The 26136-nt window shown below is 71.8% G+C and carries 35 protein-coding genes and 1 tRNA gene; 34 read left to right on the top strand and 2 right to left on the bottom strand.

Annotation, left to right across the window (positions count from 1 at the left end; translation table 11 throughout):
• The first annotated feature begins 327 nt into the window (after window positions 1–327).
• From ABZ497_RS16340 to ABZ497_RS16185, 32 genes are all read left to right on the top strand, one after another.
• On the top strand, window positions 328–861 hold the full coding sequence (locus ABZ497_RS16340; protein ID WP_359805649.1) for a hypothetical protein: 534 nt from the start codon (window positions 328–330) through the stop codon (window positions 859–861).
• Window positions 854–1126 (top strand): hypothetical protein, encoded by a 273-nt coding sequence (locus ABZ497_RS16335; protein ID WP_359805647.1) that lies wholly within the window; start codon window positions 854–856, stop codon window positions 1124–1126. The genes ABZ497_RS16340 and ABZ497_RS16335 overlap by 8 nt, the downstream gene beginning before the upstream one ends.
• A gap of 174 nt (window positions 1127–1300) precedes the next feature.
• Window positions 1301–1759, top strand: a complete 459-nt coding sequence (locus tag ABZ497_RS16330) for a hypothetical protein (RefSeq protein ID WP_359805645.1) — start codon at window positions 1301–1303, stop codon at window positions 1757–1759.
• Window positions 1760–1761: 2 nt separating this feature from the next.
• Complete coding sequence (locus ABZ497_RS16325) at window positions 1762–3393, top strand: terminase (RefSeq protein WP_359805643.1); 1632 nt, start codon at window positions 1762–1764, stop codon at window positions 3391–3393.
• Entirely contained in the window at window positions 3393–3584 is a 192-nt protein-coding gene (locus tag ABZ497_RS16320) for a hypothetical protein (protein ID WP_359805642.1), read from the top strand. Before ABZ497_RS16325 ends, ABZ497_RS16320 begins: the two co-directional genes overlap by 1 nt.
• Window positions 3584–4984 (top strand): phage portal protein, encoded by a 1401-nt coding sequence (locus ABZ497_RS16315; protein ID WP_359805640.1) that lies wholly within the window; start codon window positions 3584–3586, stop codon window positions 4982–4984. Before ABZ497_RS16320 ends, ABZ497_RS16315 begins: the two co-directional genes overlap by 1 nt.
• Complete coding sequence (locus tag ABZ497_RS16310; protein ID WP_359805637.1) at window positions 4977–5981, top strand: hypothetical protein; 1005 nt, start codon at window positions 4977–4979, stop codon at window positions 5979–5981. The genes ABZ497_RS16315 and ABZ497_RS16310 overlap by 8 nt, the downstream gene beginning before the upstream one ends.
• A gap of 49 nt (window positions 5982–6030) precedes the next feature.
• Window positions 6031–6636, top strand: a complete 606-nt coding sequence (locus tag ABZ497_RS16305) for a hypothetical protein (RefSeq protein WP_359805634.1) — start codon at window positions 6031–6033, stop codon at window positions 6634–6636.
• A 46-nt stretch (window positions 6637–6682) separates the two neighbouring features.
• The gene (locus ABZ497_RS16300) at window positions 6683–7864 is read left to right on the top strand and encodes a DUF5309 family protein (protein ID WP_359805632.1); all 1182 of its coding nucleotides are present in this window, start codon (window positions 6683–6685) and stop codon (window positions 7862–7864) included.
• A 2-nt stretch (window positions 7865–7866) separates the two neighbouring features.
• Complete coding sequence (locus ABZ497_RS16295) at window positions 7867–8229, top strand: Gp19/Gp15/Gp42 family protein (protein ID WP_359805629.1); 363 nt, start codon at window positions 7867–7869, stop codon at window positions 8227–8229.
• Complete coding sequence (locus tag ABZ497_RS16290; protein ID WP_359805626.1) at window positions 8226–8648, top strand: DUF6093 family protein; 423 nt, start codon at window positions 8226–8228, stop codon at window positions 8646–8648. The genes ABZ497_RS16295 and ABZ497_RS16290 overlap by 4 nt, the downstream gene beginning before the upstream one ends.
• On the top strand, window positions 8645–9028 hold the full coding sequence (locus tag ABZ497_RS16285; protein WP_359805623.1) for a hypothetical protein: 384 nt from the start codon (window positions 8645–8647) through the stop codon (window positions 9026–9028). Before ABZ497_RS16290 ends, ABZ497_RS16285 begins: the two co-directional genes overlap by 4 nt.
• Window positions 9025–9429 carry a hypothetical protein gene (locus ABZ497_RS16280; RefSeq protein WP_359805621.1) on the top strand — a complete coding sequence of 135 codons (405 nt, stop codon included), beginning with the start codon at window positions 9025–9027 and terminating at the stop codon, window positions 9427–9429. The genes ABZ497_RS16285 and ABZ497_RS16280 overlap by 4 nt, the downstream gene beginning before the upstream one ends.
• Before the next feature lie 13 nt (window positions 9430–9442).
• Complete coding sequence (locus ABZ497_RS16275) at window positions 9443–9772, top strand: hypothetical protein (protein ID WP_359805618.1); 330 nt, start codon at window positions 9443–9445, stop codon at window positions 9770–9772.
• Between the two features lie 77 nt (window positions 9773–9849).
• Window positions 9850–10329, top strand: coding sequence for a hypothetical protein (locus tag ABZ497_RS16270; RefSeq protein WP_359805615.1), 480 nt, complete (start codon window positions 9850–9852; stop codon window positions 10327–10329).
• Window positions 10329–10862 carry a hypothetical protein gene (locus tag ABZ497_RS16265; protein ID WP_359805612.1) on the top strand — a complete coding sequence of 178 codons (534 nt, stop codon included), beginning with the start codon at window positions 10329–10331 and terminating at the stop codon, window positions 10860–10862. Before ABZ497_RS16270 ends, ABZ497_RS16265 begins: the two co-directional genes overlap by 1 nt.
• Window positions 10863–10882: 20 nt before the next feature.
• Window positions 10883–11182 (top strand): hypothetical protein, encoded by a 300-nt coding sequence (locus ABZ497_RS16260; RefSeq protein ID WP_359805609.1) that lies wholly within the window; start codon window positions 10883–10885, stop codon window positions 11180–11182.
• Window positions 11175–14819, top strand: a complete 3645-nt coding sequence (locus ABZ497_RS16255) for a phage tail tape measure protein (protein ID WP_359805607.1) — start codon at window positions 11175–11177, stop codon at window positions 14817–14819. The genes ABZ497_RS16260 and ABZ497_RS16255 overlap by 8 nt, the downstream gene beginning before the upstream one ends.
• Window positions 14820–14832: 13 nt before the next feature.
• Window positions 14833–15702 carry a hypothetical protein gene (locus ABZ497_RS16250; protein ID WP_359805604.1) on the top strand — a complete coding sequence of 290 codons (870 nt, stop codon included), beginning with the start codon at window positions 14833–14835 and terminating at the stop codon, window positions 15700–15702.
• A gap of 12 nt (window positions 15703–15714) precedes the next feature.
• Window positions 15715–16761 (top strand): hypothetical protein, encoded by a 1047-nt coding sequence (locus ABZ497_RS16245; RefSeq protein WP_359805601.1) that lies wholly within the window; start codon window positions 15715–15717, stop codon window positions 16759–16761.
• Entirely contained in the window at window positions 16758–17846 is a 1089-nt protein-coding gene (locus ABZ497_RS16240) for a hypothetical protein (RefSeq protein WP_359805599.1), read from the top strand. The genes ABZ497_RS16245 and ABZ497_RS16240 overlap by 4 nt, the downstream gene beginning before the upstream one ends.
• Entirely contained in the window at window positions 17843–18304 is a 462-nt protein-coding gene (locus tag ABZ497_RS16235; RefSeq protein ID WP_359805596.1) for a hypothetical protein, read from the top strand. The genes ABZ497_RS16240 and ABZ497_RS16235 overlap by 4 nt, the downstream gene beginning before the upstream one ends.
• Before the next feature lie 9 nt (window positions 18305–18313).
• On the top strand, window positions 18314–18694 hold the full coding sequence (locus ABZ497_RS16230) for a hypothetical protein (RefSeq protein ID WP_359805593.1): 381 nt from the start codon (window positions 18314–18316) through the stop codon (window positions 18692–18694).
• A 48-nt stretch (window positions 18695–18742) separates the two neighbouring features.
• Window positions 18743–19705, top strand: a complete 963-nt coding sequence (locus tag ABZ497_RS16225; protein ID WP_359805592.1) for an N-acetylmuramoyl-L-alanine amidase — start codon at window positions 18743–18745, stop codon at window positions 19703–19705.
• Window positions 19705–20088: a hypothetical protein gene (locus ABZ497_RS16220; RefSeq protein ID WP_359805590.1), complete on the top strand. Its 384-nt coding sequence runs from the start codon at window positions 19705–19707 to the stop codon at window positions 20086–20088. The genes ABZ497_RS16225 and ABZ497_RS16220 overlap by 1 nt, the downstream gene beginning before the upstream one ends.
• On the top strand, window positions 20081–20425 hold the full coding sequence (locus ABZ497_RS16215) for a hypothetical protein (RefSeq protein ID WP_359805588.1): 345 nt from the start codon (window positions 20081–20083) through the stop codon (window positions 20423–20425). Before ABZ497_RS16220 ends, ABZ497_RS16215 begins: the two co-directional genes overlap by 8 nt.
• Window positions 20426–20638: 213 nt before the next feature.
• Window positions 20639–20965: a hypothetical protein gene (locus ABZ497_RS16210; protein WP_359805586.1), complete on the top strand. Its 327-nt coding sequence runs from the start codon at window positions 20639–20641 to the stop codon at window positions 20963–20965.
• Between the two features lie 113 nt (window positions 20966–21078).
• Entirely contained in the window at window positions 21079–21279 is a 201-nt protein-coding gene (locus ABZ497_RS16205) for a hypothetical protein (protein WP_359805583.1), read from the top strand.
• Window positions 21280–21283: 4 nt separating this feature from the next.
• Entirely contained in the window at window positions 21284–21820 is a 537-nt protein-coding gene (locus ABZ497_RS16200; RefSeq protein WP_359805581.1) for a DUF6879 family protein, read from the top strand.
• Entirely contained in the window at window positions 21817–22659 is an 843-nt protein-coding gene (locus ABZ497_RS16195; protein ID WP_359805578.1) for a helix-turn-helix transcriptional regulator, read from the top strand. The genes ABZ497_RS16200 and ABZ497_RS16195 overlap by 4 nt, the downstream gene beginning before the upstream one ends.
• 305 nt (window positions 22660–22964) lie before the next feature.
• A complete protein-coding gene (locus tag ABZ497_RS16190) occupies window positions 22965–23186 on the top strand; it encodes a hypothetical protein (protein ID WP_359805576.1) in 222 nt (73 codons plus the stop codon).
• The gene (locus ABZ497_RS16185; protein ID WP_359805575.1) at window positions 23183–23437 is read left to right on the top strand and encodes a hypothetical protein; all 255 of its coding nucleotides are present in this window, start codon (window positions 23183–23185) and stop codon (window positions 23435–23437) included. The genes ABZ497_RS16190 and ABZ497_RS16185 overlap by 4 nt, the downstream gene beginning before the upstream one ends.
• A 75-nt stretch (window positions 23438–23512) precedes the next feature.
• On the opposite strand, the gene ABZ497_RS16180 is transcribed toward ABZ497_RS16185, so the two are convergent.
• Window positions 23513–23588: transfer RNA gene (locus tag ABZ497_RS16180), tRNA-Lys, on the bottom strand.
• Window positions 23589–23675: 87 nt separating this feature from the next.
• Complete coding sequence (locus ABZ497_RS16175; RefSeq protein WP_359805572.1) at window positions 23676–24410, bottom strand: nucleotidyltransferase domain-containing protein; 735 nt, start codon at window positions 24408–24410, stop codon at window positions 23676–23678.
• A gap of 127 nt (window positions 24411–24537) precedes the next feature.
• Between ABZ497_RS16175 and ABZ497_RS16170 the strand changes: the two genes are divergently transcribed.
• A complete protein-coding gene (locus ABZ497_RS16170) occupies window positions 24538–25317 on the top strand; it encodes an SDR family oxidoreductase (RefSeq protein WP_359805570.1) in 780 nt (259 codons plus the stop codon).
• 56 nt (window positions 25318–25373) lie between these two features.
• Window positions 25374–26102 carry a tyrosine-protein phosphatase gene (locus ABZ497_RS16165; protein ID WP_359805568.1) on the top strand — a complete coding sequence of 243 codons (729 nt, stop codon included), beginning with the start codon at window positions 25374–25376 and terminating at the stop codon, window positions 26100–26102.
• Window positions 26103–26136 lie beyond the last annotated feature (34 nt).

The following is a 26136-nucleotide window of genomic DNA, read 5'->3' as shown; positions in this document are numbered from 1 at the left end:
CGACGCCGGCCGCTGCCCCGCACATCGGGCCGCTGCCGAGCGGGCCCGCGGCACCACCACCCAGCGCGGCTACGGCACCGGCCACCGGCGACGCTTCCGCCCCGCCGTCATTCAGCGCGATCCACAGTGCGTGTGCACCGAGCAGGGCCACGGACACGGCCAGCCCTGCGGCCAACCCAGCAAGCACGCCGACCACTGGCCCCTCTCCCGCCGCGACCTCGTCGACGCCGGCCACGACCCCGACGACCCAGCCCACGGCCGAGGCCTCTGCCACAGCTGCCACAGCCGCGAGACCGGCCGCCACCAACCCGGAGGATGGGCAGACCGATGACGACCGGCTGGTTCGCCTGCTTCGAGACCGACGAGGACACCAACCCGCGCTACCCCTGGCAGGCAGCCCTACAGCTCGACGGCCACATGCTCAGCGCCGGAGCCTGGTTCAGCACCGAGGCCGAGTGCACCGCCTTCATCCGCGCCCACGTCATCGGCCAGTCCCTGCTGGACGACGGGCCAGACGTCCGCCTTGTCGAGGTGACGACGCTGGGCGACAGCGCGCCGCGCTACGTACTGGACCAGGGCACCCACGAGGCGCTCGTGGCCATGGGCTGGACGCCGCCGGGCCTCGGCCCCCACCCTGAACCGGGCGACCCGTGGAGCATCAGCTACCACCGACCCGGCGCCTCGCGGCTGAACCCCGCAGTCTGTAGCTGCGGACTCCCGCAGACCGCTGCGATCCACCACGAGCCGCCCCACCGTCCGGTCAGCGGCGGGTTCGCCCCCGAGATCTGCTCGCTCTGCCACCACGTACTCTCCGCGCACTGCCACACCCAGGCAGACGCCGAGGCCAGCGTCGATGGGTAACCACCAGCCGCCTGTCACCGGCGGCACCCTCGAGATTGACCTCCTGGTTGACCCCGACCGGGAGGCCAGCTCCTGCTGCCCGCCGCCCACAGCAAGGGCCACGGCCACCCACGACGTGCGCCTCTACCGGCTGCCCGAGGGCGGTCTGGTGATCGCCGAGGAGCACACGTGGACCGCCGTGGAGAGCCAGCAGGCCCTATGCGCCCTGGCAGGGCGGTCGCTGCCTGCTGGCCTCCTCTGGCTGTCGACCACGGAGGGTGACTGACCCCAGGGGGGTGACCCCCTCCGGTCTACCCAGCGGGACCCGCGGGGGAGGCAGATTTCAGTCTGTACGGAACCCAGGGCTCCACCGGCGCCCACATAGTGACCCTCTGTAGCAATTGGCGGGACCGTAACGGCCCCGCCGCCAGCTCGCCGAAACGGCGCCCAGGAGGACCCGATGCCCCAACTCCCGAAGAAACCCGCCACCCGCCAGCGACGCAACCGCGCGTCGACCGCGCGCCTGCTCGCCGAGCTCCCACAGGACTTCGTCGCACCCGAGCTCCCCAAGGCCCGGCCCTGGCACCCCATGACCCTGGCCTGGTGGGAGGACGTCTGGGCGTCCCCAATGGCCGGCGAGTTCATCGGCGGCGGCGCCGACATCCACGGCCTGTTCCTGCTCGCCATCCTGGTCGACGACTTCTGGCAGAACCCGACGACCTCACTGGCCTCCGAGATCCGTCTCCAGCGCCAGTGCTTCGGGCTGACGCCGATCGACCGCCGCCGACTCCAGTGGGAGATCGACCGCGGCGAGGACGCCTCCGAGCGCACCCGCCGGCGCCGGGTCCCGCCCCCGGCAACCGACGCCGCCCCCGAGGGTCAGCCTGCTGACCCCCGATCCATCCTGTACGCGGTCTGACGGTGGGCATCCTCATCGTCCCGCAGGTCGATGAGGAGCCCTGGCCGACCCTGGGCCCTCAGGTCTGTTCACTGCTGGAGGAGCGGTGCGTCCACGGCCCCGGAGACCTCCGCGGCAGGCCGTACACCCTGGACGCCGAGAAGCGGGCGCTCATCTACCGCTGGTACGAGGTGTACCCGCAGGGCCACCCGCGCGCCGGGCGGCGCCGCTTCAAGCGCATCGCCCTGTCCGTACGCAAGGGCACCGCCAAGACGGAGCTTGCCGCAGCGGTCGCCTTCGCCGAGCTCCACCCGGAGGCGCCGGTCCGCTGTGACGGGTTCGACGCCCACGGCCAGCCGGTTGGGGTACCCGTCACCGACCCGTACATCCCGATGGTGGCCTACACGGAGGAACAGACCTCCGACCTCGCCTATGGCGCCCTGCTGGTGATGGTTTCCGAAGGCGAGGACGCCGACCTGTTTGACGTCGGCCTGGAGCGCATCATGCGGATCGGGGGCGACGGCAAGGCCCAGGCCCTGGCGTCCTCCCCGGACTCCCGCGACGGCGCCCGAACCACGTTTCAGCACTTCGACGAGACCCACCGGTTCGTCCTGCCGAGGCTCCGCGAGGCACACCAGACGATGCTGGCGAACATTCCGAAGCGGATGCTCGCGGACCCGTGGTCGCTGGAGACGACGACCACGTACACGCCGGGCGAGGGATCGGTGGCGGAGGGCACCCACGAGTACGCCGAGCTGGTGGCGAAGGGCAAGACCCGCGACAAGACGCTGTTCTTCTTCCACCGCGAGGCGGCTGCCCGCCCGGATGAGGACCTCAGCGACGAGCAGCAGTTGCGCGCCGCGATCCGCGAGGCCTCCGGCCCGACGATCGCCGCGTGGCCGGACTTCGAGGGCCAGGTCGACTACGTGGCGTCGCTGTACAACCAGCCCGACACCGACAAGGGGTACTTCGAGCGGGTCTGGCTGAACCGCAGGGTCCAGGCCGGCAGGCAGGCCTTCGACGCCGCCCGGTGGATCGACCTTGCCGACCCGACGTTCGTCGTCCCGTCGCGTGACCAGATCGTCGTCGGTTTCGACGGCGCGCAGTTCCGCGACGCAACGGCCCTGATCGGCACCCACGTTGAGTCCGGGTTCCAGTGGCCGATCGGCATCTGGGAGTGCCCACCGGGCGCCACGGACTGGGAGTGCCCCGAGGACGAGGTGAACGCCGCCCTGGAGCAGGCCTTCGATACCTTCAAGGTGCTGCGTGTCTACGCCGACCCGCCGTGGTGGGACGGCACCGTGACGCACTGGTCCGGCCGGTGGGGCAAGGACCGGGTGCACGAGTGGTGGACCAACAGGCCCAAGCAGATCGGCTACGCGCTGCGGGCCTACAAGCGGGCCCAGCAGGCCGGCGATATCCGCAACAGCGGCGACAAGGTGTTCGCCCAGCACATCGCCAATTCCCGAAAGCGCAACATCCGCATCCTCGACGACCAAGGCCAGCCTCTGTGGGTCATCGAGAAGGAACGCCACGACAGCCCATTCAAGATCGACGCGGCGATGGCCGGCGTCCTGTCCTGGGAGGCACGCAGCGACGCGATCGCCGCCGGTGCCAACCGCAAACGCTCTGGCCGGATGGTGGTGATGCGCTGATGGTGCGGATCGTGGAGCTGGAACCGGACGACGTGCTCGTGATCGGACACGTTGACAGCGTCGAGGTCGACCAGGATCTCTTCCCGGCGCTGCGGAAGGCGTTGGGGGTTTCCCTGGTGGTGTGTCTGCCCAGGCCGGTCGATCTCTGCGCAGTGCGGCGGCACCTCGACGCGACGGACGGGGGCGGCTGATGGACCTGTCCCCCGAGGAGTGGCTGCGGTTCCTGCTGTTCCGCCACGAGCAGGAGCTTCCGCAGCTTCAGGCCCTGAACCGCTACTACGAGGGCACCCAGCCGCTCGCCTACCTCCACCCGGAGCTGCTCGCCGAGCTCGGCGAGCAGCTCCAGCAGGTCGTCATCAACTGGCCGCGGCTGATCGTGGATGCGGTCGAGGAACGTCTGGACGTCACCGGGTTCCGGCTGCCGGACGCCGAGTCGGGCGACCAGGAGATGTGGCGGGTCTGGAAGGCCAACGGGATGGCCGGCCAGTCCCAGAAAGCGCACGTCGAGTCCTTGGTCATGCGCCGCGCGTTCGTCTTCGTCGGTTCGAACCCGGCCGATCCGGACACGCCGCTGATCACCGCGGAGTCCCCCCTCCAGGTCCACGCGGACTACGACCCGGCGACCCGCGAGGAACGAGCCGTCGTGAAGCGCTACCACGACGTCGACCCGCTCACCGGCGCCGTGCGGGACCAGCTCGCCACGCTGAAGCTGCCGAACGCCACGCACCACTACGAGTTCAAGGGGCAGGCCGGCTGGACGGAGGTCGACCGCGACGAGCACCAGCTCGGCGCGGTCCCGGTCGCGACCCTGGCCAACCGCGGGCGCCTGCTGGTACCCGGCGGCGTGACCGAGCTCGCGGACGTCCTGCCGATCTCCGATGCGGCCTGCAAGATCGCGACGGACATGATGGTTGGCTCCGAGTTCCACGCCATGCCCAGGCGCTGGGCGCTGGGGTTCGACCAGGACGACTTCACCGACCCGGACGGCAAGCCCGTCTCCGTCTGGTCACGGCTAGCCGGCCGGATCTGGGCGACCGCCAAGAACCGCAAGGACGACGGTGTCGAGGTCGGGCAGTTCCCCGAGGCCGACCTGAAGAACTTCCACTCCACGATCGAGCTCCTCGCCCGTATCGCGGCCGCGCTCGCCGCCCTGCCGCCCAACTACATGGGCCTGTCGGCGGACGACGCCGCCTCGGACGCGGCCATCCGCTCGCGTGAAGCCCGGCTGGTGAAGCGGGCCGAGCGCAAGTGCGGCGCCCTGGGCGATGGGTACGAGCGGACGCAGCGGTTCGTGCGCCGCTTCCAGGCCGGCGAGTGGGATCCGGCGCTGCTGCAGTTGGAGACGCTGTGGGCCAACCCGGCCACGCCGACCTACGCGCAGAAGGCCGACGCGGTCACCAAGCTGGTGGGCGCCGGGATCCTGCCGGTCGAGCAGGGGTGGGAAGATCTGGGCTACTCCAGTGCCCAGCAGGCCCGGATGCGGCAGATGCAGGCCGACGCGCTCAGCCGGTCGATGGGCGGCGACCTCGCCGCGCTTCTCGGCCCCAAGCCGGCGCCCGAGCCCGTCCCGGAGCCGGTGCCCGGTGGCTGACCAGACGGCGGAGGAGATCGCCACCGCCTACTACCGCCAGCAGCAGCTCACCACGCGGCTCGCCGCCGAACAGGCTCAGGCGGCCTGGCGCATGGTCGACATCGCGGCTCTGGACGAGTCGTGGCGGGCGGCGGCGCCGGCGCTCGTCCAGTCCGTCATCGCCGGACAGCGGCGGGCGGCAGTTCCGGCCGACGGCTACATCACCGCGGTGGTCGAGGCGGACGGGGCGGTGAGCGAGCCGGCCGGGCGCGTGGCCGTCGAGGCGTTCGTCGGCCGGGCCGCAGACGGCCGGTCCCTGAGCAGCCTGCTGTACGAGCCCGTCATCGAGACCCGGTGGCGTCTCGCGGCTGGCCAGAGCGCCCCGGAGGCCCTGCGGGGCGGACTCGCGTCGCTGATCCGCAAGGTCGGCACCGAGGTGCCGGACGCAGGCAGGGAGGCCACCGGGGTGAGTCTGGCGGGCAACCGCCGTGCCCGCGGGTATGTGCGGGTGCTGAATCCGCCGTCGTGTGCCCGGTGTGCGATCCTCGCCAGCCGCGAGTTTGCCTTCAACCAGGGGTTCGCCCGTCACCCGCGGTGCGACTGCGTCCACATGCCGATCACCCACGGCACGGTCTTCCGTGGCCGTACCGTCAACGCCCAGGACTACTTCGGCGGTCTGTCCCGGGCTGAGCAGGACCGGGTCTTCACCCAGGCCGGAGCCCAGGCAATCCGGGACGGCGCGGACATCAACAGCGTCGTCAACGCCCGCCGCGGCATGTACACCGCCGAGGCGTATGGCCAGAAGCTCCGGTCCACCTACGACGCGACCAGCCCCCGCGGGACGTTCTTCCGCTCCGAGTGGCTGCGGGCCCGCGAGCGCGGCCTCATCCCGCGCAACCTCGACCGCCGGCAGTTCCGGCTGACCGCCCACCGCCTCTTGCCGGACGAGATCTACCGGCGCGCGGGCAACCGGGACGAGCTGATCGCCATGCTCCGGCGCTACGGCTACCTGACCTGAACCGGCCCCGCAACGGGGCCGGTCCCCATCACCCGAAACGGGAGAGCCCATGTCCACGCCCACCCCGACCGAGCCCCCGGTGCCCACCCCGGTGCCCGGGCCGCCCCCGTCCGCGCCGCCCGCCCCTCCCGAGCCGAAGGACTGGGAGGCCGAGGCCGCCAAGTGGAAGGCCCTGAGTCGGGAGAACGAGACCCGGGCCAAGGCCAACGCTGACGCGGCGAAGCGCCTCGCCGAGCTGGAAGAGGCCCAGAAGTCCGATGCGGAGAAGCTCGCTGACCGCCTGAAGGCAGCCGAGGACCGCGCCACCGCCGCTGCCCGGCAGGCCGTCGCCTCGAAGGTCGAGGCGCTCGCCGTCGGCCGGTTCGCCGACCCTCAGGACGCCGTGGACGCCCTCGGCTCCGACTTCCTCACCGACGCTGGCGCCGTGGACACCGCGGCCATCGAGGCTGCGCTCGCCGCCCTGCTGGAGCGCAAGCCCCACTGGAAGGCCGACACGGGCCCCCGCACCCCGCGCCCCGACCCCTCCCAGGGCCCGCGCCCCGGCGGCACCGTCGACGTCGACGACCAGATCCGCGAGGCCCAGGCCAAGGGCGACTGGCGCACCGCGCTGCGGCTGCAGAACAGCAAGCTCGCGGCCACACCCAAACCCAAGTAACCCATGAGGGCAGGCCCAGGCCGAGCCCCGCACCGAAGGAGGCCCCATGTCGGGGATCACCGCCCTGGGCACGACCTACAACCTGCCCAACTACACCGGCCTGCTGCACCTGCTCACCCCGACCGACGCGCCGTTCTTCTCGGCGATCGGCGGCCTGAGCGGCGGCGGCCAGACCACCGCCACCCAGTTCGAATGGCAGGTCGAGGACCTGCGCGCGGCCGGCCAGAACGTCGCCCTGGAGGGCCAGGACGCCCCCACCGACCAGAACCGGGTCCGCGCCTCCGTCGACAACATCTGCCAGATCCACCACGAGACCGTCGGCGTCAGCTACACCAAGCTCGCCGCCTTCGGCCAGCACTCCGGGCTGAACATCGAGGCCGCCAACCCGGTCACCAACGAGCTGGACCACCAGGTCGAGCTGATGCTCAAGCAGATGATCCGTGACATCGAGTGGTCGTTCCTCAACGGCCTCTACAACAAGCCGACCGACAACACCACCGCCCGCCGCACCCGCGGCCTGCTCCAGGCCATCACCACCAACTCGCAGAACGCCGGCACCGCCCTCGGCAACGGGGCCCTGGCCGGCACCGGCGACACCGTCACCATCACCGCCCACGGGCTCGCCAACGGCGACCAGGTCATCCTCGACACGATCGTCACCACCACCGGCGTGACCGCCGACACGGTCTACTACGTCGTCAACTCGGCGACGAACACCTTCAAGCTGGCCGCGACCAAGGGCGGCACCGCCATCGACCTGGTCGGCGACGGCACCGCCAACGTCACCAAGTCCGCCGCCGCCAGCGCCGACGCGATCGGCGGCCTGATGCAGTCCGTCTTCGACAATGGCGGCCTGTCCGAGGCCACCGCCGGCACCCTGATCGCCAACTCCTCCCAGAAGCGGGCGATCACCACCGCCTACGGCAACCTCTTCGGCAAGTACATGGAGACCAGCCGCAACGTCGGCGGCGTCAACATGACCACCCTTGAGACCGACTTCGGCACCCTCAACATCATGCTGAACCGGTACCTGCCCAAGCACAAGATCGTCGTCGCCTCGCTGGAGCAGTGCCAGCCGGTCTACCTGGAGACCCCCGGCCGCGGGCACTTCTTCGCCGAGCCGCTCGCCAAGACCGGCGCCAAGGACCGCACCCAGCTCTACGGCGAGGTCGGCCTGGCTTACGGCAACGAGAAGACCCACGGCGTCATCACCGGTCTGGTCGTCTGACCGTGGCGGATCTGGCGACGCTCGCGGACCTGGCGGACCGGCTCGGTCGAGACCTCACCACGACCGAGACCCGCCAGGCCGCCGCTCTGCTCCACGACGCGACCGCGATCATCCTCGACCGGTTCCCCCGGTACGCGACCACGCCGACCGACGCCTCGACAGCGGTGTGCGCGGCCATGGTCCTGAGGGTGCTCCGCAACCCCGACGGGAAGAGGAGCGAGCAGATCGACGACTACTCGTACACCGTCGACAGCGCCCGGTCCGCCGGCGAGCTGTACCTGACCGAGCATGAGGTCGAGACGCTTCGCCCGATCCGAACGGCCGCCTTCACCATCGTGCCGGGCGCCCCGGCGGTGACCCCGTGATCGACCTCGGCTCTCTCCTCGCCTGGGGCCGCAACGCGCACGAGCAGCTCATGCTCGACACCGTCCGGCTCGTGCGCCCGGGCGTCGACGTCTACGACCCAGTGACCGGCGCGACCGTCCAGCCGGACGCCCGCGTGCTGTACGGGGGCCTGGACGGCGCCCGGGCCCGGGTGAAGCCCTTCGACGCCATGAGCGAGGACGTACAGGCCGGACAGCGGGCCGTGGTGCTTCGCCGGTACGAGGTCGCGCTGCCGTGGTCGGCCGCCCCGGCCGGCGGCGAGCGGCCGGGGCCCGGCGACCTGGTCGAGGTCGTCGCGTCCCCGGATGCCCGGCTCGTCGGCCTGGCCCTGTGGGTCACCTCGGTCGGCGAATCGGCCACGGCCACGGCATGGCGACTCAGTACGGAGGACCGATCATGAGCGCGGACATCAGCGGGCTGGAGGCCCTGGTGGCCGACCTCGCCCGGGCCGGTGCCGAGGCCGACCGCCACGCCAGGCAAGTCGTCTCCAAGGGGGCCCTGAACATCAAGAACGGGTGGAGGGACAACGCCCGTTCGTCCAGCGGCCGTTACGCGCCGCACTACTCCGGCACCATCGGCTACGACCTCACCACCGCGTCCGGCGCCGGCACCGGCGCGGTGATCGGTCCGGACAAGGGCGGTCTGCAGGGACCGCTCGGCGCGATTCTGGAGTACGGATCCGCGCACAGCCCACCCCACAACGACGGCGGGAGGGCGCTGCTTGCCGAGGAGCCGCGCTTCCTCGCCGCGGTCGAGGCACTCGGTGAGGGCCTGCTGTGACCGCACCCGCCATCCTGCCGCACGTCGAGGCGATCCGGGCCGCGCTCGCCGCGGTGCCTCTGCCGGTGTACCTCGGCGGCGCCCCGGCCGGCACCGCGCTGCCGAAGGCCTTCGCGGTCCTCTACCCGGGGCCCGGCGCGGCCTCGGCCGCGTCGCTCGCCGACGAGCGCACCGCGCTGGACATCCTGCTTCAAGTGACCTGCGTGGCCACCACGCCCGAGGGCGCGATCGGCACCGCCGACCGGGTCCGCGCCGCGCTGACGCCGCCGCTCACTGTCGACGGCCGCGCCTGCTGGCGGCCCGAGGAGCTCGGCGGCCCGCCGCTCCAGCGGGACGACGACGTCACCCCGCCCCTCTACCACCTGCCGGTCCAGCTCCGGCTCCGATCCATCCCCGACTGATCTGGAGGGCCCCATGGCCACACTCACCGCCGTCGCACTCGCCGCGGCCGGCACCCTCGAAGCCCCCGTCGCCGCGTCCGCCGGCGGCGACAAGGTCGCCCCGGTCGCCGACCGCGTCTGGGTGGAGGTGACCAACGGCGGCGGCAGCAGCATCACCGTCACGATCCCCTCCTACGCCACCGTTCGCGGCTTGGCCGCTGCCGACCGCACGGTCACCATCGCCGCCTCCGCGACCAAGAAGATCCCGATCTACGCCGACCTCAACACCAACCCCTCCGACGGCCTCGCGGCGATCTCCTACTCCGGCGTCGCCACGGTCACCGTGGCGGCCTACCGCTCCTGATCCAGGCGCTCCCACCCCCTTGACCCGCTCGCCCCGTGCCGTTGGCCGGGGCGCTTCTCATGCCCGAGGAGTCTCCCGTGTCCGACCTCATCAGCGACGGCCTCACGAAGGTGGTGTGGTGCGCGTCGCTCTCCAGCCAGAGCGCACCGGGCGCCGCCGAGCTCAACGCCGCCCCCGACTACACCCTCCGCATCACCCCCGACGGACTCAAGGTCGACCCGAGCACAGCCAGCGTCGACACCGGCAGTCTCGCCAGCACCACCGACACCGAGGAGGTCGGCCGGGTCAAGTGGGACCTGGAGATCACCTTCAAGATCGGGTCGACGCCGACCGAGCAACTGCCGTACACCACCCTCACCCGAGGCACGCACGGCTACCTCGTCGTCCGCCGCGACATCCCGGTTGCCACCGCGTTCGCCACCGGCCAGGCCGTCGAGGTCTACCCGGTCGTCTGCGGCCAGCGCGCCCGCAAGTCGCCGGCTGCCAACGAGGTCGCCAAGTACATGGTGCCGATGAAGGTCACCGCAGAGGCGACCCCGGACGCGGTGGTCGCCTGATGGCCACCCAGCCCAAGGCCTCGCCGACGGCCGCCGACATCCTCGCCCGGGTCCGCCCGCGCACCGCGACGGTCACCCTCTACCTCGACGGCGAGGCCTCCGGCCGGATCGCCCAGCTGGAGGCCCAGTTCGCCGCCCTGGCCGACTGGCAGCCTGCATCCCTCGCCGAGCCGGACCCGCGCCGGGCGCTCGCCGAAGAGATCGCCGAGCTCCAGGACCGGATCCGCGACAGCGCGCAGGACTTCACCCTCCGAGCCCTGCCCGCCAAGGCCTGGTCCGACCTCCTCGCTCTGCACCCGCCCCGGCATGCCCAGGAGCTGTACAACCCGCTCACCCTGCCGCCCGCGCTCGTCCCCGCATGCCTGGCCGAACCGGAGATGACACCGGAGGAGTACGAGCAGCTCGCCGAGGTCCTCAACCAGGGCCAGCGCGACCAGCTGGAACTCGCTGCCTGGCAGGTCAACAACGAGGCCACCACGGTCCCTTTCTCACTGGCCGCCTCCGCACTTCGGTCCTCCACCGGCGAGAGGTAGAGGCTGCCCGGGCCTGGGGCGTGCCCCGCAGCGTTTTCCTCGGCCGGCCGCTGCCCGGCCCGGGTGAGCCCCTGTGGACCGACGACGACCGAGCGTGGGCCCTCGCCCTGCTCGCCCTCGAGGCAGAGACCTGCACCGGCTGCGGCCACCCGCTGACCGACGCCCTCGACGGCGACCTGGAGGAAGCGTGGCAGGCCGAGGTGCTGCGCTGTCATGCCTGCGCGACGGCGGCCCGGCACTTGGACGGTTGGCGGGACGGCGGCGCGGACACCCGGGGCGCCCAGGTGCGCGTGACACGGAGGGAGGACGCTCGTGACTGACCGTACGGTGAACGTTCGGCTCGACCTCAACACCAGCGGCTACCGGCGTGGTGCGACGCAGGCCGAGCAGGACAGCCGCCGCATCGCGGCCTCCGCGACCGCGGCGGCGGACCAGACCGAACGTGCCTTCAACAGCGCGTTCGGGGAGACCGCAGCGGCGGCGACGGCAGCCCAGCGCAGCCAGCAGGCCGCGTTCGAACGCACCGCAGCAGCGGCGGTTTCCGCGTCCCGTGTCACCGCTGAGGCGAGCCAGGCCGCTGCCGCCGCAACCCAGCGCGTCGCCGCCTCGGCCGGAGACATCCCCGCGACCTTCGCGGCCGCCGGAACCTCCGCGTCCCGGTCTCTCAGTGAGATCTCGACGTCCGCGGTCGGCGCTTCCCAGGCGCTGGCCCGGACGGACGTTGCCGCGGTCAACCTCTCGGCGGAGGCCAGCGCGGCGCTCGGCCGGCTCGCAGCGACCGCCCGGTCGTCGATGGGCGAGGTCGCCGCCTCCGCCCAGCCGGCGGCGACTGCCACCCAGCGCGTCGCCCTGGCCGCCAGCGAGATCCCGGCCGCGTTCCGGGCCGCGAGCACGGCCGCGTCCAGCTCGATGGCGCAGGTGACGGCAGCGAGCACCCGGTCGTCCCTGGCGCTCGCCCAGACGTCGGGCGCCGTCACGGCCACCAGCCTCGCCGCGACAAGCAGCCTGTCCATCGCGTCCCGAGTGGCTGTCGCCGAGGCGGCCGCCGCTGTCGGAGTGGTGACAGCTGAGGCAACGGCCGCCCAGGCCACCATGCTCGGCCGGACGCGCGCGGCGACCACCGCCTGGACCGCGTCGATGCGTGCCCAGGCCGCCGCCACGGCCACGGCGATGGTCGGCTCGGCGGAGAGGTCGGAGGCTGCGTGGAAGGCCGTCCGTATGGGCGGCGTGGCGCTGCTGGCCGTGTTCGCCGCCGCCGTGGTGGCGGCGGCGCGCTTCGAGCAGTCGATGAGCATCGTGGGGGCGGCATCCGGCGCGACTGGCAAGGAACTGGACGCGCTCCGGAAGTCGGCGCTGGAGGCCGGCAAGGCGACCGTCTTCTCCGCTCGCGAGGCAGCGGACGCCGAGGTCGAACTAGCCCGAGCGGGCATCTCGACGGCCGACATCGTCGGCGGCGCCCTACGCGGCGCGCTGGACCTCGCGGCGTCCGGTCAGCTGTCGCTCAGCGAGAGCGCCGTAATCGCAGCCCAGGCCATGAACGCTTTCAATTTGCGCGGCGCCCAGGTTGGGCATATCGCTGATGTGATTTCCGCCGGTGCAGGAAAATCGGCGACAAATGTCCACGACATGGGATATGCATTCAGGATGAGTGCGCTGGTCGCCCAGCAGACCGGCCTTACCCTGGAAGACACTGTCGGCGTACTCTCTCTCTTTGCGCAAAATTCCCTAACCGGGTCCGATGCGGGCACCAGCTTCAAGGTTATGTTGCAAAGGTTGACGCCCCAAAGCGCCGAGTCAGCTGCAATGATGCGGCAGGTCGGCCTGAGCGCCTATGACGCAAAGGGGCAATTCGTCGGCATTACTGAGCTTTCCCGACGAATGGCTGATGCTTTCGGCGATCTCACTCCTGAGGCCAGGAATGCCGCGCTCGGCGTAATTTTCGGGAGCGACGCCGTCCGGGCTGCGACAATTCTTTACAAGGCGGGCGAGCAGCAGGTTCGTGGGTGGATCGGCGCGGTCGACGACCAAGGATTCGCGACCCGCACCGCCGCCCAGCAGACCGACAACTTGGTCGGCGACCTGGAGCGGCTCAAGGGGGCCCTGGAGACCGCGTTGATCGAGTCCGGCGGCGGCGCCACCTCGGTCCTTCGCGACATGGCCAAGGGGGTCACCTACCTGATCGACGCGTACAGCAGCCTGCCCGGTCCGGTGAAGGAGAGCGTCACCGCGGTGGCCGGCATCACCGGCATCCTGGCGCTCGCCGTCGGGGGCTTCGTCCTCGCGCTGCCGCGCATCGCCGCCTTCCGCACTGCCCTGGTCGAACTGGCAGTCACCATGCCCCGGCTGGCGGCCGCGGCCAGCGCGACGTCGAGCTTCCTGTTCGGCCCCTGGGGCCTAGCCGTTGGCGGTGCCGTCGCCGCGATGATGCTGTTCTCCAGCAGCCACAAGACCGCCAAGATCGACGTGGAAGGGCTGTCCGCAGCGGTCAAGCAGGATTCCGGCATCGTCGGCGCAAACACGCGCGCGTACGCCGTCAACGCCCTGCAAAAGTCAGGGGCGATGGCGGCGGCCAAGGAGCTCGGCGTCAACCTGCACGACCTGACGGACGCGGCACTCGGCAGCAGCGAGGCGTGGAAGGAGGTCCAGGCTCAGGTCAACGCCTCCAGCGGCGAGATCTTCAAGGGCAGCCGGCACGTCGAGGGGTACACCGGGAAGCTGGACCTGCTGAAGTCCTCCGTGGACACCACCAAGGGCGCCGTAGCGGACGCGGCGGCCGCGATCGCGCAGGAGGGCGAGGCCAGCGGCAAGGCCGCCCTGGGCACCAAGACGCTCGGCGACGCTGCGGAGGACGCCGGCGGCGACCTGAAGAAGACCGAGACGGCGGCTGACCAGTTGTCGAAGACCCTCGCCGGGCTCAACGGCACGAACATCTCGGTGGCCCAGAGCGCGCTCGCGTTCCAGTCCGATCTCCAGGGCCTACGCGACGCGGTCAAGGAGAACGGGGTCGCGCTCGACATCACGACGGAGAAGGGGCGCGCGGTCAAGGCCGCAGTGCTCGGCGCCGCCGAGGCGGCGACCGCGCACGCCAAGGCCGTCGCGGACCAGACCGGCGAGGTCGAGGCTGGCAGCATCGCCTTCGGCCGAAACGTCGAAGCGCTCAAGGCGACGATGCGGCAGGCTGGCTTCACCCAGCAGCAGATCGACCAGCTCACCGTCTCCTACGCCACCCTGCCGCCGGTCAAGGAGACCCGGGTCACCGACCCGGGCGCCCTCCAGACCATCGGGGACCTGGAGGTGCTCCGCGACAAGCTGGCCGCCGTGCCGCCGGGCAAGAGCATCGTCGTCACCGCCCCCACAGCGGACGCCCTCCAGGACCTCAAGGCGATCGGCTACGCGGTCGAGAAGCTGCCGAACGGGCAGGTCAAGGTCACGGTGCCGCCGGGCGACGCCTTCGACGGCACCCGCAGCATCCAGCAAGCGATCAACGGCATCCGGGGCCGGGCCGTGGCCGTCGACATCGTCGCGAACTTCCCCGCCGGCCTCCACCTGGCGGGAAGCAGGCCGAACGAGCAAGCCAACGGCTCCGTCATCCGATACGCCAACGGCGGCATTCGGGCGGCAGCCGACGGACTGTCGACCCGGCAGGCCGGCATCTCCCGGCGGCCGATCCTGTGGGCCGAGGCCGGACCGGAGGCCTACATCCCCCTGTCACCCGGAAAGCGGGGCCGCAGCCTCGCCCTCCTCGACGAGGTCGCCGGGATCTTCGGCCAACAGCTCATCCCGGCCGGACCGACCGCCCGCGACCTGATCCCGGCCCGGCAGATCGGCAGCGCACCCGCGCAGTCCCCGGCCACGGACGCCAGCAGCGGTCCGACCGTCATCCACCTGCACGGCGCCAAGCAGAGCTCGGCCGAGCAGATGGCCGACCTGCAACGCCACATGGAGCACTTCGCCTGAGAGGAGGTGTGCCGTGGGATACGTCCCCGGCCAGGTCCTCGGCGGGAAGACCGTCACCCTCGGCTCGCTGCAGCTGGGGGTGGCGGACGCCGCAGGAGTCGCCTGGGCGATCGGCAAGGACGGCCTCAAGGGCTGGTCCGGGTCGGCCGTCCGAACCCAGTACACCGACCGCGAAGCCGACCACGGCGCCTGGGCCGGGAAGACCTACCTGGGCGCCCGCGTCATCACCCTGGCGGGTACGGTCACCGCGCCGGACCTATCCACCCTCGACGCGGCCGCCGAGCAGCTCTTCGCGGCAGCCGCGACGACCGACACCATCCTCGTCGTCGCCGAGACCATCCCCAAGCAGTGCACCGTGCGGCGCAGCGGCGAGCCGCTGTGGGATCCGGAGACGGACCGGGTCGCCCGCTACTCGGTGATGCTGACGGCGGCGGACCCGCGCCGCTACTCCACCACCCTGCAGTCCGTCTCCACCGCGCTGCCGGTGTCCTCGGGCGGTCTGACGCTGCCGCTGACGATGCCGCTGACGATCACGGCCGGGTCGAGCTCCGGCTCGATCACGCTGACGAACGCGGGCACGATCGGCACCCGGCCCCGATTCACGATCACCGGCCCGGTGACCGCGCCGGTGATCCTCGTGCAGTACCCGAACTCGACGGTGCAGCAGCTCGCCTACTCGGACACCCTCGTGGCCGGCGACAGCCTGCTCATCGACGCGGACGCCCGCGCGGTCACGCTCAACGGCACCGTCTCGCGGCGCCGCTACCTCTCCGGCTCGTGGCCGGAGATCCCGCCCGGACAGACCGTCACGGTCCAGTGGACCGCCAGTTCGTCCGACCCCGCCGCGACGCTGACCGGCACCTGCCGCTCGGCCTGGATGTGAAGGAGCCCGCCCGTGGTTGCCACCGATCCGCTCTGGCTCCCCTCGATCAGCTACGACGAGACCGAGCTGCGCAAGATGGACAGCGCGCTCGTCATGGCCGACGGCACCGCCCTCGGCTCCCGGCCCGGCATCCGCGCCGGTGACCCGGGCCTCGCCGTCAGCTTGGCCGGAACCACCGTCAACGTCTCGGCGGGTACCGCAGTGCTGTACCGGTCCGGCCAGGGCGTCTACCGGGCGCAGCTCGCCGCCACCAGCCCGGGCACGCTGACCGCCGCGAACGCCAGCTTCAGCCGAATCGACCTGGTGTACCTGCGCGTGTGGGACACCGCGGTCGACGCCTCCGGCCTGCGGAAGGCGGACACGGTCTACCTGGCCGGCACCGCCTCGGCGTCGCCGGCCGCGCCGACGCCGGGCGCCACCGAGATCTACATCCCGCTCGCCACCATCACGGTGCCATCCACGGGCGGCGGCGGCACCGGTGCGGCCACCGTCTCCAGCACGGTCCGGCAGGTCACCGTCGCTCCGGGCGGTGTCCTGCCGGTCTCCAGCACGGCGGACATCGCCATCAGCGGCGTCTACGTCGGGCAGGCCCGGTTCAACACCGTCCGTATGGTGCCCGAGTACTGGACCGGGACCGCCTGGGTCGCGCAGGGCGACTGGTCCTCGTTCTCGCCGACCTGGACCGCCAGCACGACCAACCCCACCCTGGGCAACGGCACGCTCGTCACCCGCTGGACACGGGTCGGGCGCAGCATCACCTGGATGGGTTCGCTGACGGTCGGCTCGACGACGTCGGGCGGCAGCGGTACCTGGCAGATGACGCTTCCGGTCGCCGCGGCGAGTAACGGCATCACCATGATCGGCTCGGCCGACTACGTGAACCTGTTCGACAACGAGTACGTGGGCCTGGTCGAAGTCCAAGGCGGTGGCACGACGGTCGGCTTCACCTCGAAGGTGATCACGTCGTACTACTTCACCAACGTCAGCAACACCTCACCGGTCACCACCTCGTCGAACTCGCGCCTGCACTGGAACATCACCTACGAGGCCGCGACGTGACAGCCCTGGAGCTCGTCTGGTTCGGAGCGGATCTGCGGACCGGGGCGATCGCCGAGGAACTCCCCTCGCTGCGCCCCGGCCAGGCCCTCCAGCGGCGTCTGGGGGCGAGCACGTCGGCCAGTCTCGAACTGGCCCTTGCGGGCGCGCCCCGCGAGTGGGAGGCGGCGACCGACCCGGGGCGCACCATGCTCGTCGCGGTCGACAGCACCACCGGCCTGCCGGTCTGGTCCGGCCTCACCCTGCCCCGCCAAGGCGGATCGTCCGAGATCCTGAAGCTCGGGTGCGCGACTGCCGAGGCCTACCTCGACCGGCGCTACCCGGGCGACTACAGCGTCACCGCGACTGACCAGTCCACCGTCATGGCCGCCCTCGCCACCCCGGTGCTCACCCAGGGACTGCCGCTCGACCTGGACGTCACCGCGAGCGGCACGGCCATCGACTACACCGCCCTCGACGCCGACGACAAGACCTGCCTGTCCTACTTGCAGGAGATCGCCGGCATGGCCGGCGCCCCCGAGTGGACCATCGACACCATCTGGGCGGACGCCGCGCAGTCCCGGTTCAGGCTCGTCCTGCGCATCCGGCCGACCATCGGCGTGCAGAACACCTCGCCCGAGGCCGTCTTCGACATGCCGGGCTGCGTCGCCGAGTACGAGCTCTCGGAGTCCTACGAACGCGGCCGCGGCGCCACCAGCGTCATCGCTCGCGGCGACCGCGCCGACGGGGTGCGCGCCACCAGCGACGTCCACACCGCGGACACCCTGCTGGCGGCCGGCTGGCCGCTGTGGGAGCACCGGTGGACGCCCGCGCAGGGCATCACCGACGCCTCCCTGCTGGAGCGGCACGCCGACGAGGCGATCGACCTGATGGGCACCGGCAGCCGGTCCTGGTCCCTGTCCGCCGTCGCCTCGCAGGCGCCGCGCCTCGGCACCGCCTGGGGCCTGGGCGACAGCGTGCGCCTGGCCGTCGCACCCTCGACGTCGCCCCGGCACCCGGCCGGCGTGGACGTCGTCGCCCGCGCGTACGCGTGGTCGCTCGACCCCGGCGCAGACCGACTCTCCCCAATCCTGCTGGAGGACGCGTGACCATCCGCACCGACCAACTGCCCCACGACTCGTCGTGGATGGCCCGCGCGATCGCCGAGATCCGCGACGTCATCGCCCAGCTGCGCGCCCACTCCCCGGACATGTCCGCCGCGGACGCCCTGCTCGCCCCGGCGGCCACCGACATCACGCAGTGGCCGCAGACGGGCAGCACCTCGTACGCGGCCATCTCCCGCAGCTACAACGTCGCCTGGAAGCAGCGGCTGCGGATCGTCGCGGCGACCACCACCTCCGGCGGGTCCACCGGCACCGTCCGGGTCTCCATCAACGGATCCCCCTGGGGGACGGCGGTGACCGCGGGCACCACCCTCGACATCACCGCCGCCCTGCCGGCCGCCATCGCCATCGGCGACCAGTACCAGATCGGGATCGAGGCCGTCCGCACCTCCGGAACCGGCGCCGTCCACGCCCAGGTCCAGCACATCCGCGCCATCGACTAGGAGCTCCTCTTGCGCACCCTCACCACCCTGCGGGCCGACAACCCGCAGCAGCTCACCGAGCGCCTCGCCCCGCTCGCCGCCGAGGAGTTCCGGGCCGGTCGGGCCGGACAGCTGTCCTCGCCGTCGGCCGGATCCCCGCAGATCCCCGGCGAACTGTGGCTCCTCGCCCTCGCCCGCCCGTCCCAGGACCCCGGCGAATGGGTCGTCTACGCCATCACCAGCGCCGACGACATCCCGGGCTGGCCGTACCAGACCGGCCAGTACATCGGCGGCATCCGCGACCCCCGCCAGATCGGCATGGCCTTCGCCGCCGTCGGCCAGCAGGTCGCCATGCGCCACTACAGCGCTTTCACCGTCGACTGCCTCGACCAGGAAGTCCCGCTCGCCTGACCACCCGCCCCGCGCCGCCGGCCCGGGGCTCACACACCTGGAGGCCCCATGGCCTGGTACCCCGAGGCCCAGAAGCTGGAGCTCCAACCCGAATCGGACTCGCAGGCCGCGATCGCTCCGACGCAGTTCATCCTGCACAGCATCGCAGCGCCGTGGACGCCCGGCCGGATCTACGAGTACTGGCGGGACTCGACGAACCTGGAGTCGCACTTCGGGCTCGGCTACGACGGGTCGCTCGCCCAGTTCATCGGTACGCAGACCAGGGCCGACGCGAACATGTACGCGAACCGCAGGTCGGACGGCACGGGCGCTGTGTCGCTGGAGTCCGCGTCGAACCTCCAGCACACCGACCCGTGGACCCCGGAGCAGGTCGCGGTGATCATCCGCCTCGGGGTGTGGCTGCATCAGCAGCACGGCATCCCGCTGCGGGTGTGCCGCAGCGCCACTGACCCGGGGTTCGGCTACCACCGGCTGTTCCCGGAGTGGTCGGACGGCGGGACCGCCTGCCCTGGTGACGCTCGGGTGCAGCAGTTCCACGACGTCATCATGCCGGGGATCAGCGCGGCCGCCGCCGGCCAGATCCCGCCCACCCCCAAGCCTGCGCCGGCCCCGGCGCCTGCCCCGTCCGAGGAGGACGACATGCCCATCAGCGATGCCGATGTCGCGCGGATCAGCGCGGCTGTGGCCAGCGCCGTCGGTGATCAGAAGACTCGCGACGCGATCGCCTACGCCGTCGACTACAAGCTCGGCCCCCGGCTCGACGCCCTCCCCAACCAGGTGTGGGAGCATCAGGTTCCGGTTCCCCGCCTGCAGCCCGACGGCAGCGTGACCTACGCGGCCGAGCAGTCCGCGTACTGGCCGCTCGTCTGGGGCAACGTCTGGAACGCACAGGTCATGGCCGCGATCGCGGCTGCCGCGCTCACCCCGGCCGAGGTGCAGCAGGCCCTCGCCGACGGCACCCTCCACGTCACCGTCACCGTCGCCCCCGCAACTTCCCCGAAGGAGTCCTGATGCCTCGCATCTTCGGCCGCGAACCGGCCCTGCTGCTGGCCTTCGTGGCCGCTCTCGTCAACGCGCTGCCTGGCTTCGGGGTCGACCTGACCACCGGCCAGCAGGCGGGGATCAACAGCGCGGCGGCGATGGTCGTCGCGATCGTCATCGCGGTGATCGTTCATGACGGCCTCGGCGCCGCGATCCTCGGCCTGATACAGGCCGCCGGCTCCCTGCTGATCGGTTTCGGCTTCCACTGGACGGCCGAGCAGCAGGCCGCCACCATGCTCGTCGCGACGGCCGCAGTGGCGATGTGGACGCGCACCCAGGTGACTGCACCGGTCCCGGCGAAGGCCCCGCTGCCGTCGCTGACTTCCGTTCCCGCCGATCCGTACGGTGGGTGATCTGACGTCCGGCTTGGTCGTGCAGGGCGGTGCGGCGGCGATCCTGTCCGCGGTCGTGATGCTGATACTCGTCGGCCGACTGGTGCCCCGTTCCGTCCTGGAGGACGTTCGGGCGGACCGGGACGCCCAACTCGCGGAGCTCCGTGCGGAACGGGACTCGTGGAAGGCCGCGCACGCGACGAGCGAGGAGGCCCGGCATCTCGACCAGGACAGTGTTCGCGAGCTGCTGGAGGTCGCCCGGACGACCGAGCATTTGATGCGCGCCCTGCCAAGCCCCAAGGCCATGGTCGAGGGGGTGAGCGATGCCCTGGATTCCGGCCTGGCTCCGCAGACGTAGCAGGGTGTCGCTGGTCCGCCAGCACCCTCGACCCACCCCGGGGCAGCGCGAGGCGGTGGAGGCTCTGCGCCGTGCGGAGCAGGCGTGTGAGGAGGGACGGGCCCGGGCGGAGGAGGTAGCTGAGACTGCTGAGCGGCTACGTGAGTGCCGCCGGGAGAACCACTTCGCTGAGCGAATCCGGCTCAGTCTGGAAGGGGGTCACGGATGATCGATATGGGTCCTGATCAGTGGGCGAACTGGTCGGCCAGCGTGGTGCTGGCGTCGGCGTCGGTGACGGCCGCGGTGGTCTACCACCGGCGGGCGCCGTGGCGTCAGACCCGGATCGGCCGTCACATCATGGCCGTGACCGTGGCCGTGGGCCTGCTGGGCGCGTACACGGTGCTGATGAGTATCTGGCCGACGGGTCCGACGGCGATGGTGCTGCGGGTCGGCCGCACTGTGCTGCAGGTGGCCCTGGGGGTGGCGATGATTCAGCGGGCGTTCCTGATCACGGACGCCCAGCGCGACCGGCCCGACCACCCTCCCGACGACGACCACTGAACGACCACGCCCCTGCCCGGCCACGTGCCGGGCGGGGGCGCTTCGTGCGTTCCGACCCCAGAACGCGGTCCGAACGGCATCCTGGAGCCTCACCCTGCAGAGAGGCGAGCACCATGAAGCTGACGTTCCTCGGCAGCACCAGCGACAGCGGCAACTGCCCGACCCTGTACGAGACCGAGAACGGCGACATCGTCGTCCAGGGCGACCGGCTGACCGATCCCGAGGCGCTTGCCCAACTGCGTGACGTGCTGCCTGGAGAGACGTTCGTCGTCGTCCCCCGTGCCCTGTTGTCCCGCTTCGCGCCCAAGGAGTAGACCGGTGGCCAGCGTCCAGCCCTTCGAGGCGATCACCCACTTCTTCAACGACTTCGGGCACACCGCGTTCCGGTTGGAGACCCGTCGCGGCTACGCGGTCGACGTGGGCACCGAGCGGTACGAGCGGTTCCAGCGCGGCGAGCCGCTGCCCTTCGAAGCCGACAACCCATGGCACACCAACGTGCGCCGCCAGACGGCCGCCGGCAAGCGCTTCGAGCGCGTCCGCCTGGTCGACGACCCACCCACCCTCGGACAGCGGTTCCTGCTCGCCTCCGGGCTCGGCAACGTGGAAGCCGGCGAGGACATCCGCAACCTGCCGCGGGCGGCGGCCGAGCGGCTCGCCCTGCCCGACTTCGACTTCTGGCTGTTCGACTCCCGCACTCTGGTCCGCTTCCACTTCGACGCGGACGACAACACGCTCGGCGTCGAGATCACCGAGGACCCGTCCGAGGTCCTCGCCGCCTGCCAAGCCCGCGACGCCGCATGGCACTTCGCTGTCCCGACGCGCGACTACGCCGCGCGGGTACTCTCCGGCGTGTGAGCACCGACTTTCAGCAGGCGCGGATGTCCCTCGGTGCGCGGCTGCGCGAGCTGCGCACCGAGGCCGGCATCAACGGCCGCGACCTGGCCGTCCGGTTGGGCTGGCCGCCGTCGAAGGTCTCGAAGCTGGAGAACGGCAAGCAGACGGCCACGCCGACGGACCTGCAAGCGTGGGCCGAGGCTGTGGGCCAGCCGGAGTCGGCCGGCGAGTTGAAAGGCCGGCTCCAGGGACTGGAGTCCCGCTACCGGACGTGGAAGCGGCTTCTCGCCGGCGGCCACCGCGCGCGCCAAGAGGCGGGGGTGTCCCACAGCCGGGAGACCGCAGTGACGACCGGCTACGAGCCCGGTATCGTTCCGGGCCTCTTCCAGATCGCCGAGTACGCTCGCCACGTCCTCACCCACGCGACCGACCTGCACGACAGCCCCCGGGACATCGAGGAGGGCGTTCGGGCCCGTATGCGCCGCCAGGACGTCCTCTACCAGCCGGGCAAGCGGTTCCGCTTCATCCTGGCCGAGGCCGCGCTGTACGTGCAGATCTGCCCCCCGGAGATCCTTGCGGCCCAGCTCGACCGGCTCGGCGGTCTGCTCGGCCTCGACAACGTCGAGCTCGGGGTCGTTCCGCTCGGCGCACCGGTGTCCGTGATCCCGAAGCACGGGTTTTGGATCTTCGACGACCGGCTCGCGATAGTGGAGACGTGGAACACCGAGATGTGGCTCGACGACGTCGCGGACATCGAGCTGTACCGAAAGGTCTGGGGGAAGCTGCACGCGGCCGCGGTGTACGGGCCGACCGCGCACCGGCTGATCGCTCGCGCTCGATCCTCGCTGAGCCCGACGTGAGCAACCGGCAGAACCCCGCCGGGCCGTAGGAGAAATCCCGAGCAATCCGCGCCGCTTCGAGCAATCTCGGCTCTTACGGTGCTGGTCATGGCGGATACAGCGGCTTCACCGGCCCGCCTGCCCGGGGGCTTCCCCTCGGCGGCCGGCCTGACATCAGATCAGCTGCACGGACTGAGGTGCCGGCGATGCGGCGCCTCGGGACCCCTTCGGCCGGACGGCCACGTCTACACGGTGTCCTGCGTCGGCATGGCCCCGCTCGGCTGGGCCGTGACCGCGTGCGCGACGTGCGCCGGGGACGGTGCACGATGACCACCGCGCCCTCCCGGCCCGACTCGCGGACCGACATCGTGATCCACCTCGACACCCGGCGAGGAGGCCGCTACATCTCGGCCGAGTGCCAGCTGAACGCGCACCACGGTTGCCCCGGCGGCATCTGGGACGAGGCGCGCGCCATCGTCCTGGTGTGCCTCTGCATGGTCTCCGGCTGCTCGTGCTCCCGCTGGTTCCACAGGGAGGCGGCGCAGTGAGCGAGAGGTTCACGCCGTACGCCCTGCCCGACGGCGGCCACGGAGTATGGGACCACAAGCATGACCACAGGCTCGAACAGCCCGGCCTGGCCAACGTCTACTGGTTCGCGAACCAGGCGCTGGCCGAGATGTGGATCGACCGGCAGAAGGTGCCGACCTCGACGGATACCAGCCCCGGGACCGCTGAGGGCCAAGCCGAGGCAGGAGCTCACACGCCGGAGCTGTCGGGCCAGCAGCGCGCCAGCAGATAACCACCTGAGCGGGCAAAACGAAGACGAAGGGGCCTCGACCAGCAGCTAACTTGCTGGTCGAGGCCCCTTCACCGTTGGTGGGCCGCCAGGGGCTCGAACCCTGAACCTACGGATTAAAAGTCCGCAGCTCTGCCAATTGAGCTAGCGGCCCGTCGGCCGCCCCGTGCGGGGCGGGCCAGGGCGATCCTACCCGTTGGCGCCCACGCCTCCGCCAGTGGATTGTGCGGACGCGCCGGGCTCAGCGGGCGGCCGGGACGGGTGGGGTGCGGACGAGCGGGGTGTCCTGGGCGGGCGGGGTGTAGTGGGCGGCGCGGACGCGGCGGAGCCAGGCCTCGGCGGGGCGCGGGTCCGGCGCCGGGGGGAGGGCGCCGGGGCGGGCGAAGCGTTCGGCGGCGGCGGCGAGCAGCGGCTCGGCGGCGGCGGGGTGTTCGGCGATGCGGTCGCCGAGCGCGCGCACCCGCTCCGGGTCGGGCAGCCGGACGACGTTCTCGCCCGTCTCGTGGAGCCGGACGCCCTGCTCGGTGAGCCGGACCAGGTGGCGGGCGTGCTTGGCGGCCCGGCGGAGACCGGCCGGGTCCGCCGTATCACGGCCGAGCAGCTTGCGGAACTGCTGGTCGGCGTAGCCGAGATAGGAGTTCCGGACGGCCGTGGCGCTCAGGAAGGAGCCGCGGATCGCGATCAGCTCCTCGCCCAGCGTGCTGCGCACCTCGTACAGGTCCGCCGGCAGCCAGACCAGTTCGGAGGCGGTCGGATTGCAGGTGAGCGCCAGGCGGCACCACTTGGCGGCCTCGTGCAGGGTGGTGTCGGGCTCGGTGGTGACCTGGGACTCCGCCGGGCGGTGCAGGCCGTGGAAGTCCTCGGTCGGCGCGGCGAACAGGCCGAGCCGGTCGACGTCCGAGCCGGCGTGCGCGAAGCCGTACGCGGTCGAGCCGACCACGCCCGCGAGCAGGACGGTGCCGGGTGCGGGGGGCATGAGGTCTCCTCGGGGGTCGCGGCGGTCCCAGGAGTGTGCCCCGCCCGGGCCGCTCGGGGCGAACGAATTCCGGTGCCCCGAACCGGTGTCGGCCGCTCCCGCCGGCCACCGGGGTAGCGTGCGGACCATGGACTCCTCCCTTCCTCCCGCCGCCGCCGACCGCCCCGAGGTCCTCCTGGTCACCGGTGCCGGGCGCGGCATCGGCGCGGCCACCGCCCTGCTGGCCGGGCGGCGCGGCTACCGGGTCTGCGTCAACTACCGCGCCGACGAGGCCGCCGCCACCGCCGTGGTGGACGCCGTCCGGGCCGGGGGCGGTACCGCTCTCGCCGTCCGGGCCGACGTCACCCGGACCGCCGAGGTGGAGCGGCTGTTCGCCACCGTGGACGCCGAACTGGGCCCGCTCACCGCCCTGGTGAACAACGCCGGCACGCTGGAGAAGCAGTGCCGGCTGGAGGAGATCGACGAGGACCGGCTGAACCGGATCTGGGCCTCCAACATCACCGGCCCGTTCCTCTGCGCGAAGCAGGCCGTCCGCCGGATGTCCACCCGGTACGGCGGGCGCGGCGGCGCCATCGTCAACGTCTCCTCCGCCGCCTCCCGGCTCGGCTCGCCGAACGAGTACGTGGACTACGCGGCCGCCAAGGGCGCCGTCGACTCGATGACCCGCGGACTCGCCCTGGAGGTCGCCGCCGAGGGCATCCGGGTCAACGCCGTGCGCCCCGGCCTGATCCACACCGACATCCACGCCCTGGGCGGTGAGCCCGGCCGGGTGGACCGGGTCGCGCCCGGGCTGCCGATGCGGCGGGGCGGGCGGCCGGAGGAGGTCGCCGAGGCGATCCTCTACCTGCTCTCCCCCGCCGCCTCGTACAGCACGGGCACCTTCCTGGACGTCTCCGGCGGCCGCTGAGACGACGCCGTCCGTTTCCTTCCCCGGCCGCCTCTCCCGCCCGTACGGTGGAGGCCATGACCGACGACCTGCCGGACCGTGAACCCGACCTGCCGTCCGCGTTCCTCGACATCCCCGGTGTGCGCAACTTCCGCGACGCCGGGGGCGTCGGTGCCCTGCGCACGGGCGTGCTCTACCGCTCCGGCTCCTTCCACAACCTCACGCCGGAGGGCGCCCAGCGGCTCAAGGACCTCGGCCTGCGCACCGTGATCGACCTGCGCAGCCCCTTCGAGCTGGCGACCTGGCCCGACCTGCGGTTCGGGCTCGACCACGAGGCGCTCAGCCTCCCCACCCTCCCGGCGAACCGCGAGGACATCGACCGTCCGTGGCCCGAGGACCAGGCCGAGCTCTACCCCTTCATGGCCGAGACCGCCGGCCCCTCGCTGGTCGCCGCGATCCGCCGGCTCGGTACCCCCGGCGGCGTACCGGCCGTCGTGCACTGCGCCGTCGGCAAGGACCGCACCGGTCTGACCATCGCGGTCGTGCAGTCCCTGCTGGGCGCCTCCGACGCCGAGCTGATGGCCGACTTCCTGCTCTCCAACGCCGGCCTCGGCCTGCTCGACGGCCCGACCCCCTACCTCGACGAGACCGGCACCGAACGCGTCTCCCGCCCGATCTCCACCCCGCTCCTGGCCTCGTCCCTCAGCTGGATCCGGGCCCGGCACGGCTCCGTCGCCGACTACCTGCGCGCCCACGGCACCACCGACGAGGAGCTGACCGCCCTCCGGACCAACCTCTCGGCCTGACCGGGCCCGCGGGCCGCCCCGCCGCGGCCCGCGG

It is taken from the genome of Kitasatospora sp. NPDC005751, assembly GCF_040630835.1.
GTDB lineage: Bacteria > Actinomycetota > Actinomycetes > Streptomycetales > Streptomycetaceae > Kitasatospora.
This window is presented reverse-complemented; position numbering and strand designations above follow the sequence as displayed.